A 15,176-nucleotide genomic window follows, 5' to 3' on the forward strand; every position below is an offset into this window, starting at 1 on the left:
TGTCGCGCCGATGGCCACGCGGTACTGACGGTCATAGCGTTCGATTGTGGCGGGTCCGTTGGCCAGACGCGCGCTGGCGACCGCGCCCAGCGGCACCATCTGTCCGTCGCTCGTCCGCAACCGTAGGCCCGCCAACCTGTCTAGGTCCTGACGCGCGGCCTCTTCCAGGCGAACACGAACCGGCACACGGTCGTCGCCATCGTCGAAGCGCGCCAGGTTGGCGTCGGCATCGCCCACCGTTGCAATGCGCGCGGTCGTAGCGAGGGTGGTGGCGTCCACACCCATCTGCGTTGCCAGTTGCGGGCGCGGGATGATCTGAACCTCGGGCCGGGCCAGCGCGCTTTCGACGGCCACGCCGGTCAGTTGCGGCAGGCCGGACATGCCGCTGGCCAGATCGCGCGCCGCGGCCTGCGCGGTTTCGCGGTCGTCGGCGAGAATGTTGATCGACACATCGCGGACCCCTTCCTCGCCCAGCACGTAGATGCGCACGTCGGGGAGATCGGCGAGCCGGTCCCGGATGTCCTGCATGATCTCGGGCGCGCCACGCTCCCGCTCATCGCGGGGGCCGAAGTTCACGCGCACCGTAGCCTCGGTGTCCGAGGTCCCCTCGACGAAGACGCTCTCCATCTCCGGGATCTCGATGATCAGCGACGTGATCCGGCGGGATATCTCCTCCACCTCGTCGATGTTCGCGCCGGGTGGCAGTTCGACCGTGACCGTCGCGCGACCGCCGTCCGCGGCCGGGACAAACTCTGTCGGCAGAAGAGTGGCAGAGAAGATCGACCCGGCGAAGATGGCGAGTCCGAGAACGAGGGTCACGGCACGATTGTGAAGTGTCCAGCGCAGCACGTTCAGATACCGTCGCATGAGAAAGCCGTCCTCCGGCTCCGCATGGCCCTTGTCGCTCCGCATGAAGTAGGCGGCGAACAGCGGGGTGATGAGCCGCGCCACCAGAAGGGAGAAGAGCACGGCCACCGCCACCGTCAGCCCGAACTCGCGGAAGAACTTGCCCGCAATGCCCGGCATCACGCCCACCGGCGCAAAGACCGCGACGATGGTCAGGCTGATCGCGATGACCGTCATGCCGATTTCCTGCGCCGCCTCGTTCGCGGCATCGTAGGCGTTCCGGCCCATCTGGATGTGCCGCACGATGTTCTCGATCTCCACGATGGCGTCGTCGACGAGGATGCCGACCACCAGCGTGATCGCCAGAAGGGAGATGGTGTTCAGAGAGAAGCCGAGCAGGTCCATCACGAAGAAGGTCGGGATGATCGACAGCGGCAGCGCCACCAGCGTCACGACCGTCGCCCTCCAGTCCCGCAGGAAGATCATCACCACGAGGATCGTCAGCGCCGCCCCTTCCAGAAGGGTGTTCAGCGCGGTCTCGTAGTTGCTTTCGGTGTAGGTGGTGGCGTCGTCGATCTCGGTAAAGGCGATGTCGGGGTACTCGCGCGACAGTTCGGCCAGTTTCTCCCGCGCAGCCTCGGCGGCCAGAAGATCGCTTGCGCCGCTGGACCGGAAGATGCCGAAGGCCACGACCGGGCGGCCGTCCAGCAGGGCAAAGTTCTCCCGGTCGGAGGCCCCGTCGGCAATCGTGCCGATCTGGTCCAGCCGGATGGTGCCGCCGCTCGGCAGGGAAATGCGCGTCGCCCCCAATTCTTCCAGCGTCTTCGCGGCCCCCAGCGAACGGATGGCGACCTGCTGTCCGGCCAGGCGCCCTTCCCCGCCGCCCGCGTCCACGTTCTGCTGGCGCAGCTGGCCGTTCACGTCGCCAACGGTCAGACCGTGGGCCAGCAGCCTGTCCGGCGACAGCTCCACGTTGATCTCGCGCTCCGCGCCGCCGATCCGGTCAACGGAGGCCACGCCCGTGGCACCCTGGATCGTCGGCGCCACGACATCGTCCACGAAGGTGGACAGCCCCTCTATGCTGCGGTCCGACCCGGAGGCGGCATAGGTCAGGATCGCCCCGCCGATGACATCCAGACGCTGGACGATCGGCTCGCTCGCCGCATCGGGCATGTCGCCCCGCGCCGCGGCGACCGCATCGCGTACGTCGTTCACCGCCCGGTCAGTCTCGACGTTGATTTCGAATTCTATGGTGACGGAGGCTGTTCCGTCGCCCGCGACGGAGGTGATGTGCCGCACGCCCTGCACGTCCACCAGTTCGTCTTCCAGCGGCGTGATGATCTGCGTCACGATCTCGGACGGGCCATTTCCCGGCAGACCGGAGGTGACAGTGACCACCGGAAGGTCGACGTTCGGCATGCGGGTGATCGGCAGCCGCATGAAGGACACGATGCCCAGCACGATCAGAACGAGGAAAAGCGCCACGGGCGGCACGGGATTGCGTATGGCCCAGGACGACATGTTCATGAGATCAGTCGCCCTGCCCTGTCACCGGCCGCACCCGGTCCCCGTCCGAGAAGAAGCCGGCGGCGCGTGCCAGCACGCGCTCCCCTTCTTCGAGGCCGCCCAGCACCTCGCGCAGGTTGCCCCAGATCAGCCCGGCAACGATCTCGCGCCGTTCGAGCGTGCCGTCCTTTTCCACCAGCACCGACGCGGTTGCGCCGTCATTGATGACGGCAGAGGCCGGGACGGCCAGCGATGTCCGCTCGGCGGTGATGATCCATCCGCCGACGAAAAGACCGGGACGCAGCCCTTCCTTCGATTCCGGCTCGATCTCGACCACCCCCAGGCGGGTCACGGGATCCACGGTCGGATCTATGTTCTGCACCGTTCCCTGGATCGCGCCGATCCCGGCGATCTGGAGTTCCGCACGGTCGCCCGGTTCGATCTGGCCGAGTTCGGTCTCCACCACTTCGGCTTCCACGTCGACCGCGCCGTCGCGCAGGATGCGGAAAATCGTCTGCCCGGTGGAGACGGTCGATCCGATCTGCGCATCGCGCGCCGTGACGATTCCGTCGACGGGGGCCGTGATCGTGGCGTTCTCAAGATCCTCGGAGGCGAGGTCGCGATTGATTTTCGCCTCTTCGATCTGCGACTGCGCGACGGTGATCCCGTCAGAGGATGCCGTCAGGGCCGACTGCGCCGCCGCCTGAGCGGCTATGGCATCGTCGAGAGAGGCCTGCGTTCCGGTGCCGCTGTCGCGCAGCCGTTGCGCACGGTCCAACACGGCATTCGCCTGATCGAGCTGGGCCTGATCGGCGGCCACCTGACTGCGGGCCTGTTCGAAGCTGGCCTCTGCCTGCGACAGCGCAAGCTCGCGCAATTGCAACTGGCGGCGCAGGACCCGTTCGTCGAGCCGGGCTAGCACGTCGCCGGTTTCGACCGCGTCCCCAATGTCCACCTCGAACTCTGCAATCCGGTGCCCGGACACCTCGGGATCGACCAGGACCTCGTTCCGGGCGACCACGTTCCCCGAAACAGGCACACGCTGCACGAAGGCGGCGGTCGTCACCTCGGCGACCGTGACCGCGGGCAGCGTCCGGGTATCATCCTGTGCAAGGGCACGCGTGGCCGTCAGAGGCGTCACCGCGCAAAGCAGGGCGATGACCGTAATGCTCCTGGCAAGACTGCGCACGTGCATCGTTTCCCTTCATTCCCGCCCGGAGCCCGAAAGGCCCGGCACCCCGATCCACGGGACATGACCGGAGCCTAGCCCCGCATCCGGGGATTGCAATGTCCGGCGCGATAATTCCGATTGTGCACATACGCCCCCGCCCGTTCCGGGAGCACCGGCACCCTCCCGCCCGCACGGGGACAAGGAAATGGTTGCCACCGCGCCTCAGCCCACCGATACCCGGGAAGACACGCCATGCGCCGACCGGGACCATTCGGGCTTCCGGTGGCCCCAAGAGGCGTTCGCACCATATGAAAGGTGCAGAGACAAAGGAGACCCGCGGATGAACGCAGCCACCGGCCAACCCTACCCCGTACACGCGACCATCGAGGGACCGCTCGTGCTTATCGGTCTCGGGTCTATCGGCAAGGGCGTCCTGCCTCTGATCGAACGGCACTTCGAATTCGACCCGGCGCGGCTGACCATCATCGATCCCGATCCCGAAGTGGCGACGTACCTCGAAGACCGCGATTACGCGCACTTACAAGAGGCGCTGACGCCGGAAAACTACGACGAGATCCTGTCCGGCCTCTTCACCGAGCCGGGCGGCTTCTGCGTGAACCTCTCCGTCGACACGTCGTCGCTGGACCTGATGCGGACCTGCCGCCGTCTGGGCACTCTCTATATAGACACGGTGGTGGAACCGTGGCCCGGGCTCTACTTCGGCGACATCTCCAACGAGAAGCGCACGAACTACAGGCTGCGGCAGGCGGTGCGCGACATGAAGGCCTCCGATCCCGGCGGCACCACGGCAGTCAGCTGCTGCGGCGCCAACCCCGGGATGGTGAGCTGGTTCGTGAAGGAAGCGCTGCTGCAACTCGCCTCCGACCTCGGGCGCGACGCCACTGCACCTGACGGGCGCGAAGGCTGGGCCAGGCTGATGCGCGCCCTTGGCGTCAAGGGCGTCCATATCGCCGAACGCGACACGCAGGTCTGCACGGAACCGCGCCCCAAAGGCGTCTTCGTAAACACCTGGTCGGTGGACGGCTTCATCTCCGAAGGGTTCCAGCCCGCCGAACTGGGCTGGGGCACACACGAGCAATGGATGCCGGAGGACGGCCACACCCACCTGTCCGGCTGCCAGTCCGCGATCTGGCTGAACCGGCCCGGCGCGACCACCCGCGTTCGCACCTGGTGCCCGACCCTCGGCGCGCAGTTCGGCTTCCTCGTGACGCACAACGAAGCGATCTCGATCTCCGACTACTTCACGGTCGGCGCGCCGGATGCGCCTGAGTACCGCCCGACGTGCCACTACGCCTACCACCCCTGCGACGATGCCGTGCTGTCCCTGCACGAGACCTTCGGCTCGGGCGAGATCCAGACGGAGAAGCGTATCCTGCAGGTCGACGACATCGTGGACGGCATCGACGAGTTGGGCGTGCTGCTCTACGGCCATGAGAAGAATGCGCTCTGGTACGGCTCGCGCCTGTCGAACGAAGAGACGAAGACGCTGGCCCCCTACCAGAACGCCACGGGCATGCAGGTGTCGAGCGCGGTGCTGGCCGGAATGGTCTGGGCGCTGGAAAACCCGCAGGCCGGGATCGTCGAAGCCGAAGAGATGGACCACGCGCGCTGCCTCGAAATCCAGCGGCCGTACCTCGGCCCGGTGGAAGCGCATTACACCGACTGGACGCCGCTCGACACCGTGCCGGGCGCCTTCCCGGAGGACAGCGACCCGGACCACCCCTGGGCCTTCCGCAACGTTCTCGTGTCGTCCTGACCACCCGCGCAACGTCGCGACATCGATAAAGGCCCGGATCCGGCGGTCGTGCCGGATCCGGGCCTTCTTTTTTTGAATACGCAGCCAAGGAGTTGCCCTCGGATCCCCGGCACCGATACGCGCCGCCGACTTTGAGCTCTTCCCGAGGCGCCTTTGTGCCCCGTCCGATGCTCCGCCTTCGCTCGCGAGCGGGTCCGTGTGTTCCCGGACAGCGCACAAGCCGCGTTTCCCTTCGCTTTCAATTTCCGTTCGGCAAAGGAAAAGCGGCCGGCGCTGGTTGCACCGGCCGCTGGTATGAATGCGGTTTGCCTCAGTACAGGCGGCGCGCCACCAGAAGCCCAGCCACGATGACAAGCGCCCCGGCGATCATCAGGACAGGCGTCAGGGAGGCGTCGTGCGGGTGCATGTGCACGCCTTCATGCGCCAGCGCAGGCGAGGCGGAGAGGGCCAGCAGCCCGAGCCAAAGGTGTTTCATGTTTCGATCTCCCGTTTCCGTTGCAAAAGGAAGTCCCTGATGTCGGTGACCGATTTCTCGTCCATCGACACGTAGACCAGGGACATGTTCGTGCGCTCCCGGACCATCTGGCCCGGAAACGGCAAGTAGCTGAGTTCACGAGACCCGAAGGACGGCGAGGCCGTGCCCACCTGCCAGTCGGTCTTCAGTTCCACGTCCACCAGCTTCAGCGCCTTGGCGCCGCCCGCTCCGGGACGTTCGAACGGCACGCCCGCCAGCTTGAGGTAACTGGTCTTGTCCTTGGCCTGCAGGAAACCCTCGATGAACTGCACGGCGAGCACCTGAAGGTCTGCGGCCTCGTCGTGGTCGTGCATGTGGGAGTGCAGGTGGTCGGTGTGCGGATGGTTGTGACCCGGCCCGTGGGTGTGGCCGTGGTCGTGATGGTGATGGTGGTGATGCCCATGCGGGCCGTGATCGTGTGGCATGGCGGGCCTCAGAAATGCGGGTTGCGGTTGGACCAGCGCTTGCCCTCGAACTCGCCGTGCGGGATCGCGACCGGCTTGTCGATGTGCTGCTTGTGCGCGCCGAGCTTGCCGTTGGCGACCAGCCCGCCCAGCACATCCACGATCACCCGCGTTCCCATCAGAGCGGTGATGTCGGATGTGTCGTAGGGGGGCGAGACCTCCACCAGCTCCATCGCGCAGATGCCTTCCGCGGCAATCCCTGACGCCAGCGCCAGCGCCTCACGCGGGAGGAAGCCGCCCGGTTCCGGCCAGCCGGTGCCCGGCACGAAGCCGCAGTCGATACTGTCGATGTCGAAGGACATGTAGACCATGTCGACCCCGTCCCAGGCCATCTCCAGCGCCATCTCGATGGTCTTGTCGACGCCCATCTTCTCCATGTCGCCCATGGTGATGATGTTGGTCTGCCGCTCGCGGGCGACCTTCACCGCCTCGCGCGGAACCTGCCACCCGCCGATGCCGATCTGCACGAGGTTCTTCGCCGGCACGTTCGGCAGGTTGGTCGAATGGAACCACGGCGTCGTGTGCATCCGCTCGTCGAGGTCCTTCTCCTGGATGTCGGCGTGGCGGTCGAAGTGCACGATCCCGATCTTCTTCGATGTGCATTCTGCGATGCCCCGCACGCAGGGAAAGCCGATGGAATGGTCGCCGCCGATCATGATCGGCAGGGAGCCGGACGAGAACACGTGGCTCACCGCGCGGCTGATCTGGTCGAAGGACTTCTCGATGTTCGCCGGGATGGTGAACACGTCGCCCGCGTCGCAGAGCGTCATCTGCTCGCGCAGGTCGACGCCGATCTCGTAGTTGTAGGGCGTATAGAGGGCAGAGATCTTGCGCACCCCCTGCGGGCCGAAGCGGGTGCCGGGCCGGTAAGTAGTGCCGCCGTCGAAAGGGATGCCCAGCACGGTCGCATCGTAATGCGCGACCTCCAGCACGTCCTCGGCATAGGGCGCCTTAAGGAAGGTGTTGATGCCCGCATAATGCGGCAACTCTCCCCGCGCGAAGGTGGGGATCGACTTGTCGTCGATGGAATCGGCGCCCGTCAGACCCATGCGCAGGGCCCAGCGGCGTTCCTCGTCCCAGCGGCCCTCGGGCAGCTCGCCCTCTTTCTGCATGGCCTTCCATCCGGCCAGCTTGGTCAGGTCCGGGTGGTGGTGCCTTTTCTCGCGTCCGGCAAGACGTCTGGACATTGCACGGGGATCGCGGGCGCGGGCCTCGGCGTGGTGAAGCTCAGAAAACATCTCTGTCTCCGTCTCTTACCCCTGTCAAAGGGGGGGCTCGTTCCGGGCCTTGGCGTCGTCCCGTGCAAGGGGCCCGGCGGCTTGCACGGTGGGTCCGTCGTCCTCGTCGGAAAGCTGCGTCAGCCCGGAGAGCCACGGAATGCTGTCGAGCAGTTCCTGATGCGGCTCGTGCCCGTTCGAGGAATCGAGGTCATGGGTGATGGTGGCGCCGAAGCGCTGCGGCCGTTCGGGATCGCGGCGGACCTTGTCGAAGATCAGCACGCGGTCGCCCAGCTTGAACGCCTCTTCGATGTCGTGCGTGACCATGAAGACGGTCATGTTCGTCCGCTCGCGCAGCTCGGTCAGGAAGTCGTGCATCGACAGCCGCGTGCCCGGGTCGAGCGCGCCGAAGGGTTCGTCCAGCAAAAGGATGCGCGGCTCGGCGACCAGCGCCTGCCCGATGGCCAGCCGCTGCTGCATGCCCCCCGACAGCGTCGCGGGATAATGGAGCGCCACATGACCCAGCCCGATCCGGTCGAGCGTGACCTGCGCCCTTTCCCGCGCCTCCTTCAGCCGCTTGCCGAAGAACCGCCCGAACGGCGTGCCGAAGCTTTCGGCGGCGACCACGTTGTCGCGCACGGTCAGGTGGGGAAAGACCGAATAGCGCTGGAAGACCACGCCCCGTTCGCGCCGGGGTTCCTGTGCGGGCGCGCCACCCTCGATGCTGATCTCGCCCTTCGTGGGTTGTTCGTCCGCCAGCAGCATCCGCAGGAAGGTGGACTTTCCGCAGCCCGACGCCCCGATGATCGAGATGAAGGCGCCCTTCTCGACCTCCACGTTGACCCGTTCGAGGATCGGACGGTCGCCGTATTGCTTCCAGACGTTCCTTGCGACGACGAAACTCACAGACCTGCCTCCAGCCACGGGAAGGCCTTGCGCGAAAGCGTTCGCAATCCCCAGTCGATCAGGAAGGCCAGCAGCGTGATCCACGCCACGTAGGTCAGGATCACGTCCATGGCGAGGTAGCGCCGCACGAGGAAGATCCGGTAGCCCAGCCCCACGTCGGAGGCCACCGCCTCTGCCGCGATCAGGAACAGCCAGGCAGAGCCCAGCGACAGCCGCACATTGGCGATGAGCCTTGGGAGCACCTGCGGCAGGGCCACGCGCATGGCGATCACGAAGGTCGATGCCCCCAGCGTCTGCGCCTTGACGATCTGTTCGTGCGGGATGTCCAGCACCCTCTGCGACAGGTCCCGTGTCATGAAGGGCGTAATGCCGATGACGATCAGCACCACCTTCGAGGTCTCCCCAAGTCCGAAGACGATGAACAGGATCGGCAAAAGCGCCAGCGGCGGCACCATGGAGATCACGGCGACAAAGCCGGAGAACGTCCGCCGCACGTAGGGCAAGAGGCCGATCCCCATGCCGATCACCAGCGACAGGGTCGCGGCGATGGCCACACCGCCCAGCAATCGGATCAGCGACGCCCAGGTGTCCTTCCACAACAGGATCTCTCCGGTCCGCCTGTCCCCTTCGGTGAACAGCCGCACCGCCGTGTCCCCGATGGTCGAGGGCGCGGGCAGAAGCTTGTCCGCCGGGTTGGCCGTCAGCCGGATGTCCGATGCGACGGCATAGGCGATGATGACCAGCACGAACGGCAGCGCGCCGAGCGCAAAGGCCGTCGGGCGGGAGGGGATGCGGTTGATGAGCCTCATGGCGGTCAGGCCCCGGCGCAGGGTCCGGGGCCCATGTCCTTACAGTTCGCCGTCCGCGGCCATCTGCATGTAGGTCGTGTCGAAACGGAACTTCACGTTGTTCTCGTCCCCGGTCACCGACCCGTCCGGATAAGCCACGCCGACGAAATCGGCCGATGGCGCGCCCTCGCCCAGGATGCCCTTGTCGAACAGGAATTCAGCCACGGCGGTCATCGTGCCGGGCAACTCGGGCGACGAGGCCTGCGCCACGGCCTCGGCCGGATCATAGAACATCTCCGTCGCAGCAAGCTGCGCCTTGTAGCCTTCGAGATCGGTGCCCGACGCCTCTGCCAGCGCCGTCAGCACCTCTTCGTCGCCCGCGGCCATCAGGCCCATAAGCTCGTACCACGCGCCCGCGACCGCCTTGCCGAAGGCCGGGTTGTCGGCCAGCGTCTCGGTGTTGACCACCATCAGGTCGAGGATCTCGCCCGGGATCATGGAGCTGTCGAAGACCGAATTCGCCTTGTCGCCCGTGGCGAGGATCTCGGAGACCAGCGGGTTCCAGGTCACCACCGCTTCAACGTCCGAGGTCGAATAGGCCGCGATCATGTCCGCGTCGGAGGTGTTGATGACCCCATCGAGGTCCCGTTCCGACAGCCCGACGGTGTCGAGCCCGCGCGCCAGCAGATAGTGCGACACCGACAGCTCGACGAGGTTCACCGGCTTGCCCTTCAGATCGGCAAGCGTACCCTCCCCCTTCAGGATCACCGCGTCGTTGCCGTTGGAGTAGTCGCCCACGATCAGGGCCGTGGTGTCCACACCGCCGCCCGCCGGAATGGACAGCGTGTCCATGTTGGTCGCGGACACCCCGTCGAACTGGCCTGCGGTGTACTGGTTGATCGACTCGACGTAATCGTTGATCTGCACGATCTCTACGTCGATCCCATACTTCTCGCCCCACTTGTCCATGATGCCGGAGGTCTCCAGATACCCCCACGGCATCCAGCCGACGTAGATCGACCAGGCGAGCTTGAACTCCGTCTTCTCCTCGGCCGCCAGTGGCATGGCCGTGCTCGACAGCAAGGCGGCAGAGAGCGCGGCAGCGGTCAGAATGGCTTTGGTCATAAGTCTTCCCCGTTGTGCGTCCCGCCGTTTTCAACGTGCGTTTCACCCCGCTGGCGGAACAAAGAGATCAGGCGCGGACGAAACCGACGCAGTGAAGTCTCCCGGGATTTTGGCCCGCCGTGTGCCCTGCGGGAGTTTGCCCGCCGGGTGGCATTTCTCGGACCGAACCCGCGTGTCGCGGTGGAACCCTAAACGCCCTGCCCCTTCATCAAGCGGTGCAGTTTCGTGCTGCCGCAACTGCTCCCTCATCGCGGCGGAGGCGTTCGCGCCATTCGCCCAATAATATGGCGAACAACGCGGCAATTTGCCCAAACACCGGGCAGTTACCATCTGGCAGGCTTTCAGCCCTGCGGCGACTCGGGCGTCCAATCCCGAACCGCCGCACATTACATGGGCACAGCCGCGCTTATGCGGACGTGCCGGCGACCGGACCCCGTCAGGTATTCAAGACTTTCCATGCCCACCGCCCCCTTCGCCGGTTCCGTTGGGTCCGGACATGTGCCAGACTGAAAAGAATTACTTTTACGCATTTGGGCGGTGACCCGACATGACCAGCAAAGCTGTTGAGGCAGGCCCAGCCCTGCCGCGACGCGCATTCGTCGCCGCGGCCTTGTCCGCAGTGGTCGCCGGAGGGGCCATCGCGCTCGGCATCATCGGGCAGACCACCATCGCGAAGACCGAGAGCTTCCGCTTCTCACGCGGCACGTCATTGGCTGACGGGGAAGAAGAGCGGCTGCGCGGCGTCCTGGCCTCTGCCCTGCCCGACGAGCGTATGCATGTCGTCATCGTCGGCCACACTGGCACGTCGGGCGACGCCGATGCCAACCTCGACCTGAGCGTGAAGCGCGCAGAGGTGGCCGCGCAGATGGCGCGGGCAATGGGTCTGCCGGACGACCGGCTGACGGTGACCGGGATCGGCGGGTCCGCCCCCCTGTCGCAGGAGGACGGCGAAAGCGACCGGGCGCACCAGTCGCGCATGGCACGGGTCGATGTAACCGTGCAGGTGCGCAGATGACACCGGGGCGCTCCCTGGGCCTTGCGGCCATCCTCGCCGCGGTGCTGGCAGCGGGGTTCGCGTGGTTCGTCAGGATGCCCCTGCCCTTTCCCGGCTTCTCCGCCGTCGCTGCCGCAGCCCTTGCCGCGCTTGCGACGCTTGCCATCGTGGCGTGGATGCCCGCCAGCTGGCTGTGGTCCGAGGCCGACCGCCTGCGCATGGCCTTCCGGGCACGACACGGCCTGTCCGACATGGCCGCAGAGCGCGCCCTCGACATGATCACGAAGGCCCACCAGCGGGCCGCCAACATGCGCGCCTCTGCCGCCGTCATGCGCGAGGACATCGCCGCTGAGGTCGACCGGCTGGCCGACCGGCTCGACGCCGCCGCACGCGAGATCTTCTACAGCCCGGACCGCCAGCGCAACCTCTCTGCGGTGCTCCTGCGCTCCGAACTGATCGAGGAAGCCGCCGCCGCCCACGCCGCGCTGCGCCGCCGCAAGCACACCTCGACCGAAGATCTGTCGCGCGAGAAGCTGCGTGCCGCCGTTGCCGCGATGAACGCCGCCTTCGACCAGACCGACCTTCTTGCCGCCCGCGGCCTTCTCGAAAACGTCGAGGTCGCGTCGGATGTGGCCGAGCGCCTGCTGACCCCGGCGCGCCACATGATGCCCGCGGACAAGCCCCCCACACCCCATTGAACCGGAGGTTTTCTTTCATGAACACATTTCCCTCTGCCTTCCTGACCGCCCTCCTCCTCTGCGGGCAGGCCGCTCTTGCCGCCCCCGGGGACCGGCTGGCCGAGACCGTCACAGACGGCGTCCGCGACTGCCCCTCGGGCTGGATCGAGGACATGCCGCTGATCGCCTGGGGTGCCGATGGCGTGGTCGCCTATGCCAACGGCGCATCGCTTGAAAACGACGGCGGGATGCTGGGCGACGCGGGCCTGCCGCTGTCGCTGACCGTCGAGGACAGCTTCGAGGCGCAGCTCAAGGCCTACCTCGCCTGCGAGACGCCCTACCTGCGCGGCACGCTGGGGATGCTGGCCTCTGCCACCCCCGTGACGGAATTCGACGCCCGGACCGAGCAGATCGTCTTCTTCAAGCACTCCTTCTCAGCCGGCGACGGCATCGTGGCCGGTGAGGGCATCGCGCGCATCCCCGACCTCAAGGGCAAGCGCATCGCCATCCAGGCCAACGGGCCGCATGTCGACTTCGTCGGGCGCATCCTCGCGGACGGCGGGCTGTCCTTCGAGGACGTGGGGATCGTCTGGGTCGCCGACCTGACCGGCGATGGCGACACGCCCGCCGCAGCCATGGCCGACGGACGCGCCGATGCCGCCGCCGTGATCCTGCCCGATGCGCGCTTCCTGACGTCCGGCGGCACTGTCGGCACCGGCGCCGAAGGCTCCGTCAAGGGCGCGACGATCCTGATCTCGACGCAAGAGGCCGCTTCGGTCATCGGGGACTACATCGCCGTGCGCGCCGACTACTTCGACGCCCATCGCGACGACATCGCCCGCATGGTCAACATCTTCTTCCGCGCCGAGGAAGAGATGCGGGCCTTCATGGCGCAAGACGGCAGCCCGCAGCAGGCGGAGATGGCCGACCTCATGGCCAGTGAATTCCTCGGTGGCCTGCCGCGCGAGGAAGGCGTCTTCCTCTGGCAGGACGCGATCACCGACGGCTGGGCCGGCAACGCCACGCACTTCGGCGATCCCAACGAGGCGCGCCGCTTCGAGATCCTTCTGGGCGAGGTCAATGTCGCTCTGCGCGGCGCCGACAGGCTGGACGCGCCCGCCAACCTCGCCACCGCCGAATGGGACTATGCCGCCCTGACCGACGGGCTGACGAACCTCGACGAACGGCAAGTGGCCGCCTTCAACCCCGAGGCGGCCGCCGCGGCTGTGCAGAAGCTGCGCCGCACCGGGCAGCTCGACGCCAATACGAAGATCGACTTCGAGGTCTTCTTCGAACCCGACAGCACGACCTTCCCGATCGAACTTTACGCCTCCGACTTCGAGGAGATCTTGCGCCTCGCCTCCACCTACTCAGGCGCGATCATCACGGTCGAGGGGCACTCCGACCCGCTGCACTTTTTGCGGCGGGAACAGGACGGCGCCGACAATGCCGAGTTGCGCGCGATCCGCACCTCCACCCAGAACCTCTCGCTCGACCGGGCGATTGCAGTGGTGGATGCGCTGACCGAATACGCCGCTGACCTCGGGGTGAAGATGAACCGCGACCAGTTCACCGTGGACGGAGTCGGCATCGCCAGCCCCCGCCACAACCCGCCGAAGACCGAGGCCGAATGGCGCGAAAACATGCGCGTCGTGTTCCGCGTGCTGACCGTGCAGGCCGAAGCCACCACCTTTTCACCGCTGCAATGAGGGAGAGACGACATGAAAATCGCCAAGATCGCCGTTCCGGTCGCCATCGTCGCCATTGCGGCGGTCGTGATCTTTCGCAGCCAACCGGGGTTCGACTGGGCCTCCATCACCTATGATCCCGTGCCGCCCGACTGGACGGCCATCGCCGCCTGGCCGTCGCAGGAGGCAGAGCTGGTCGACGCCCTCCCGGACCCCAACCGCCGGATCACCGCCATCGTTCTGGATGACAGCGGCTCGATGGAAGCGGACATGGACGCCGCGAAGCAGGCGGTGATCGACGCGCTGAAGGCCATGCAGGACACCGACCGGGTTGCGGTCGTGGCACTCAACGCCGGTGTCGTTCTGCCGTTCACCTTCGTTGGCGACGCGCGCCGGACCCTTCCCGCCGCCCTCGCCCCGATCCGCGCCTCCGGCTCCACCCCGCTGACACGCGCGATCCTCGACACGCAGGCGTTGCTGGAGGCCGAAGCCAGCACGGTCCGGGGTTTCGGCACCTTCCGCATGATCGTGACCACAGACGGCGCCGCCGACGATGGCGAGGCGCTGCAAAGGGCCATCGAGGATCTTGCCGCCCGGACCCCCATCCAGCTGACGACCATCGGCATCGGCATTCGCGGCAACCACGTCCTGCGGCGCGCGGACCTTGGCAGCTTCGTCGATGTCGCCAACGTGGCCGCGCTGGAAGGGGCGCTTCAGGCGGCAGTGGCCGAAAACGACAACTTCGCCGCCATCACCGAGTTCACGGATGGGGAGGGCTGACCCATGGGCCGCCGCATCGACCTGAACTGGGACGAATGGAACCCCGGCCTCGACACGGATGAGATGACCATCGCAGGGGTGCTCGCCACCCTGCCCGCGGCCGAACCCACGGACGTGCCGGAAATCATCCGCCGGTACGAGAACCCGGAAAGCCCGGAGGCCCTGCCCGGCGCCATCTCCCTGCCGCGCCACGACTGCATTCATGTCCTGCTGGGACGTGGGCTGCACGTGCAGGACGAGGCATTTATCATCGGCGCCACGATGGGCGCCGCGTCGGACATCACCGACGCGGCCATCGACACCTTCATCCGCGTGTCGACGACGGAGTACCCGAAACACTGGCGGTTCGAGGAGGCGCATATCGCCTCCTTCCGGCTGGGTGTCGGTTTCTCCATCGACAACCTGCCGGGCCGCAACCTGCACCTGATCCCCTTCGAGCAGGAGCCGTGGCAGTCGATGACGGTGCGCGAGGCCCGCAAGACGTTCGGCATCGTGAAGGAGGAACTGCGCGCCTACTTCCGGATGGCAGAGATGTACGTGCCCGGCACCCGCGCCTCCCGTCGGCTCGACACCTCGGCCCACCGCAACGACGTGCGCATCGGCCATCGCGAAACGGAGTGAGCAAGGCGGGACATTTCGGGCCCTCGTTTCAACCGGCCATAGGCTCGGGTGTGTGAATGCCGTCTGTAATATCTCTCAGGGCGCGAGGCACCCGCGCGGTGG

General features: G+C 66.6%; 14 protein-coding genes and 1 riboswitch (1 of these 15 running past the window's edge). Of the genes, 6 read left to right on the forward strand and 8 right to left on the reverse strand.

Annotated elements, in window-relative coordinates; translation table 11 throughout:
* Both QNI11_RS14095 and QNI11_RS14100 read right to left on the reverse strand, forming a co-directional pair.
* On the reverse strand, positions 1-2,373 hold the 5' portion of the coding sequence (locus tag QNI11_RS14095) for an efflux RND transporter permease subunit (protein WP_283980604.1). It extends 696 nt beyond the left edge of the window; only the first 2,373 of its 3,069 coding nucleotides appear in the window; the start codon lies at positions 2,371-2,373; its stop codon lies beyond the left edge, outside the window.
* Between the two features lie 4 nt (positions 2,374-2,377).
* Positions 2,378-3,541: an efflux RND transporter periplasmic adaptor subunit gene (locus QNI11_RS14100; protein ID WP_283980605.1), complete on the reverse strand. Its 1,164-nt coding sequence runs from the start codon at positions 3,539-3,541 to the stop codon at positions 2,378-2,380.
* Between the two features lie 322 nt (positions 3,542-3,863).
* Between QNI11_RS14100 and QNI11_RS14105 the strand changes: the two genes are divergently transcribed.
* Entirely contained in the window at positions 3,864-5,300 is a 1,437-nt protein-coding gene (locus QNI11_RS14105; RefSeq protein ID WP_283980606.1) for a homospermidine synthase, read from the forward strand.
* Positions 5,301-5,610: 310 nt separating this feature from the next.
* Here the strand turns inward: QNI11_RS14105 and QNI11_RS14110 are convergent, their stop codons facing one another.
* The 6 genes from QNI11_RS14110 to QNI11_RS14135 are packed head-to-tail and all read right to left on the reverse strand — an operon-like array spanning position 5,611 to position 10,314.
* Positions 5,611-5,775, reverse strand: a complete 165-nt coding sequence (locus QNI11_RS14110) for a hypothetical protein (protein ID WP_283980607.1) — start codon at positions 5,773-5,775, stop codon at positions 5,611-5,613.
* Complete coding sequence (locus QNI11_RS14115) at positions 5,772-6,239, reverse strand: hypothetical protein (protein ID WP_283980608.1); 468 nt, start codon at positions 6,237-6,239, stop codon at positions 5,772-5,774. Before QNI11_RS14115 ends, QNI11_RS14110 begins: the two co-directional genes overlap by 4 nt.
* Before the next feature lie 8 nt (positions 6,240-6,247).
* Complete coding sequence (locus QNI11_RS14120) at positions 6,248-7,516, reverse strand: agmatinase family protein (RefSeq protein WP_254698189.1); 1,269 nt, start codon at positions 7,514-7,516, stop codon at positions 6,248-6,250.
* A gap of 24 nt (positions 7,517-7,540) precedes the next feature.
* On the reverse strand, positions 7,541-8,401 hold the full coding sequence (locus QNI11_RS14125; protein ID WP_283980609.1) for an ABC transporter ATP-binding protein: 861 nt from the start codon (positions 8,399-8,401) through the stop codon (positions 7,541-7,543).
* The gene (locus tag QNI11_RS14130; RefSeq protein WP_100929967.1) at positions 8,398-9,210 is read right to left on the reverse strand and encodes an ABC transporter permease; all 813 of its coding nucleotides are present in this window, start codon (positions 9,208-9,210) and stop codon (positions 8,398-8,400) included. Before QNI11_RS14130 ends, QNI11_RS14125 begins: the two co-directional genes overlap by 4 nt.
* Positions 9,211-9,249: 39 nt before the next feature.
* Positions 9,250-10,314, reverse strand: coding sequence for a putative urea ABC transporter substrate-binding protein (locus tag QNI11_RS14135; RefSeq protein ID WP_283980610.1), 1,065 nt, complete (start codon positions 10,312-10,314; stop codon positions 9,250-9,252).
* Positions 10,315-10,410: 96 nt separating this feature from the next.
* Positions 10,411-10,517: riboswitch (guanidine-I (ykkC/yxkD leader) on the reverse strand.
* Between the two features lie 344 nt (positions 10,518-10,861).
* Here QNI11_RS14135 and QNI11_RS14140 point away from each other — a divergent pair.
* From QNI11_RS14140 to QNI11_RS14160, 5 genes are read left to right on the forward strand one after another with little or no spacing between them, the layout of a single operon-like run.
* Complete coding sequence (locus QNI11_RS14140; protein ID WP_283980611.1) at positions 10,862-11,329, forward strand: OmpA family protein; 468 nt, start codon at positions 10,862-10,864, stop codon at positions 11,327-11,329.
* A complete protein-coding gene (locus QNI11_RS14145) occupies positions 11,326-12,006 on the forward strand; it encodes a hypothetical protein (protein WP_283980612.1) in 681 nt (226 codons plus the stop codon). Before QNI11_RS14140 ends, QNI11_RS14145 begins: the two co-directional genes overlap by 4 nt.
* A 17-nt stretch (positions 12,007-12,023) precedes the next feature.
* Positions 12,024-13,694: an ABC transporter substrate-binding protein gene (locus QNI11_RS14150; RefSeq protein ID WP_283980613.1), complete on the forward strand. Its 1,671-nt coding sequence runs from the start codon at positions 12,024-12,026 to the stop codon at positions 13,692-13,694.
* A 12-nt stretch (positions 13,695-13,706) separates the two neighbouring features.
* Entirely contained in the window at positions 13,707-14,453 is a 747-nt protein-coding gene (locus QNI11_RS14155; protein WP_283980614.1) for a VWA domain-containing protein, read from the forward strand.
* A 3-nt stretch (positions 14,454-14,456) separates the two neighbouring features.
* A complete protein-coding gene (locus tag QNI11_RS14160; RefSeq protein ID WP_283980615.1) occupies positions 14,457-15,074 on the forward strand; it encodes a hypothetical protein in 618 nt (205 codons plus the stop codon).
* Positions 15,075-15,176 lie beyond the last annotated feature (102 nt).

Origin of the sequence: Sagittula sp. MA-2 (assembly GCF_030126985.1) — a bacterium.
Taxonomy (GTDB): Bacteria; Pseudomonadota; Alphaproteobacteria; order Rhodobacterales; family Rhodobacteraceae; genus Sagittula.

Coding starts and splice junctions, on each gene's coding strand:
- QNI11_RS14160 (WP_283980615.1), top strand. CDS start 14,457: ATGGGCCGCCGCATCGACCTGAACTGGGACGAATGGAACCCCGGCCTC.
- QNI11_RS14135 (WP_283980610.1), bottom strand. CDS start 10,314: ATGACCAAAGCCATTCTGACCGCTGCCGCGCTCTCTGCCGCCTTGCTG.
- QNI11_RS14155 (WP_283980614.1), top strand. CDS start 13,707: ATGAAAATCGCCAAGATCGCCGTTCCGGTCGCCATCGTCGCCATTGCG.
- QNI11_RS14145 (WP_283980612.1), top strand. CDS start 11,326: ATGACACCGGGGCGCTCCCTGGGCCTTGCGGCCATCCTCGCCGCGGTG.
- QNI11_RS14120 (WP_254698189.1), bottom strand. CDS start 7,516: ATGTTTTCTGAGCTTCACCACGCCGAGGCCCGCGCCCGCGATCCCCGT.
- QNI11_RS14130 (WP_100929967.1), bottom strand. CDS start 9,210: ATGAGGCTCATCAACCGCATCCCCTCCCGCCCGACGGCCTTTGCGCTC.
- QNI11_RS14110 (WP_283980607.1), bottom strand. CDS start 5,775: ATGAAACACCTTTGGCTCGGGCTGCTGGCCCTCTCCGCCTCGCCTGCG.
- QNI11_RS14150 (WP_283980613.1), top strand. CDS start 12,024: ATGAACACATTTCCCTCTGCCTTCCTGACCGCCCTCCTCCTCTGCGGG.
- QNI11_RS14105 (WP_283980606.1), top strand. CDS start 3,864: ATGAACGCAGCCACCGGCCAACCCTACCCCGTACACGCGACCATCGAG.
- QNI11_RS14115 (WP_283980608.1), bottom strand. CDS start 6,239: ATGCCACACGATCACGGCCCGCATGGGCATCACCACCATCACCATCAC.
- QNI11_RS14140 (WP_283980611.1), top strand. CDS start 10,862: ATGACCAGCAAAGCTGTTGAGGCAGGCCCAGCCCTGCCGCGACGCGCA.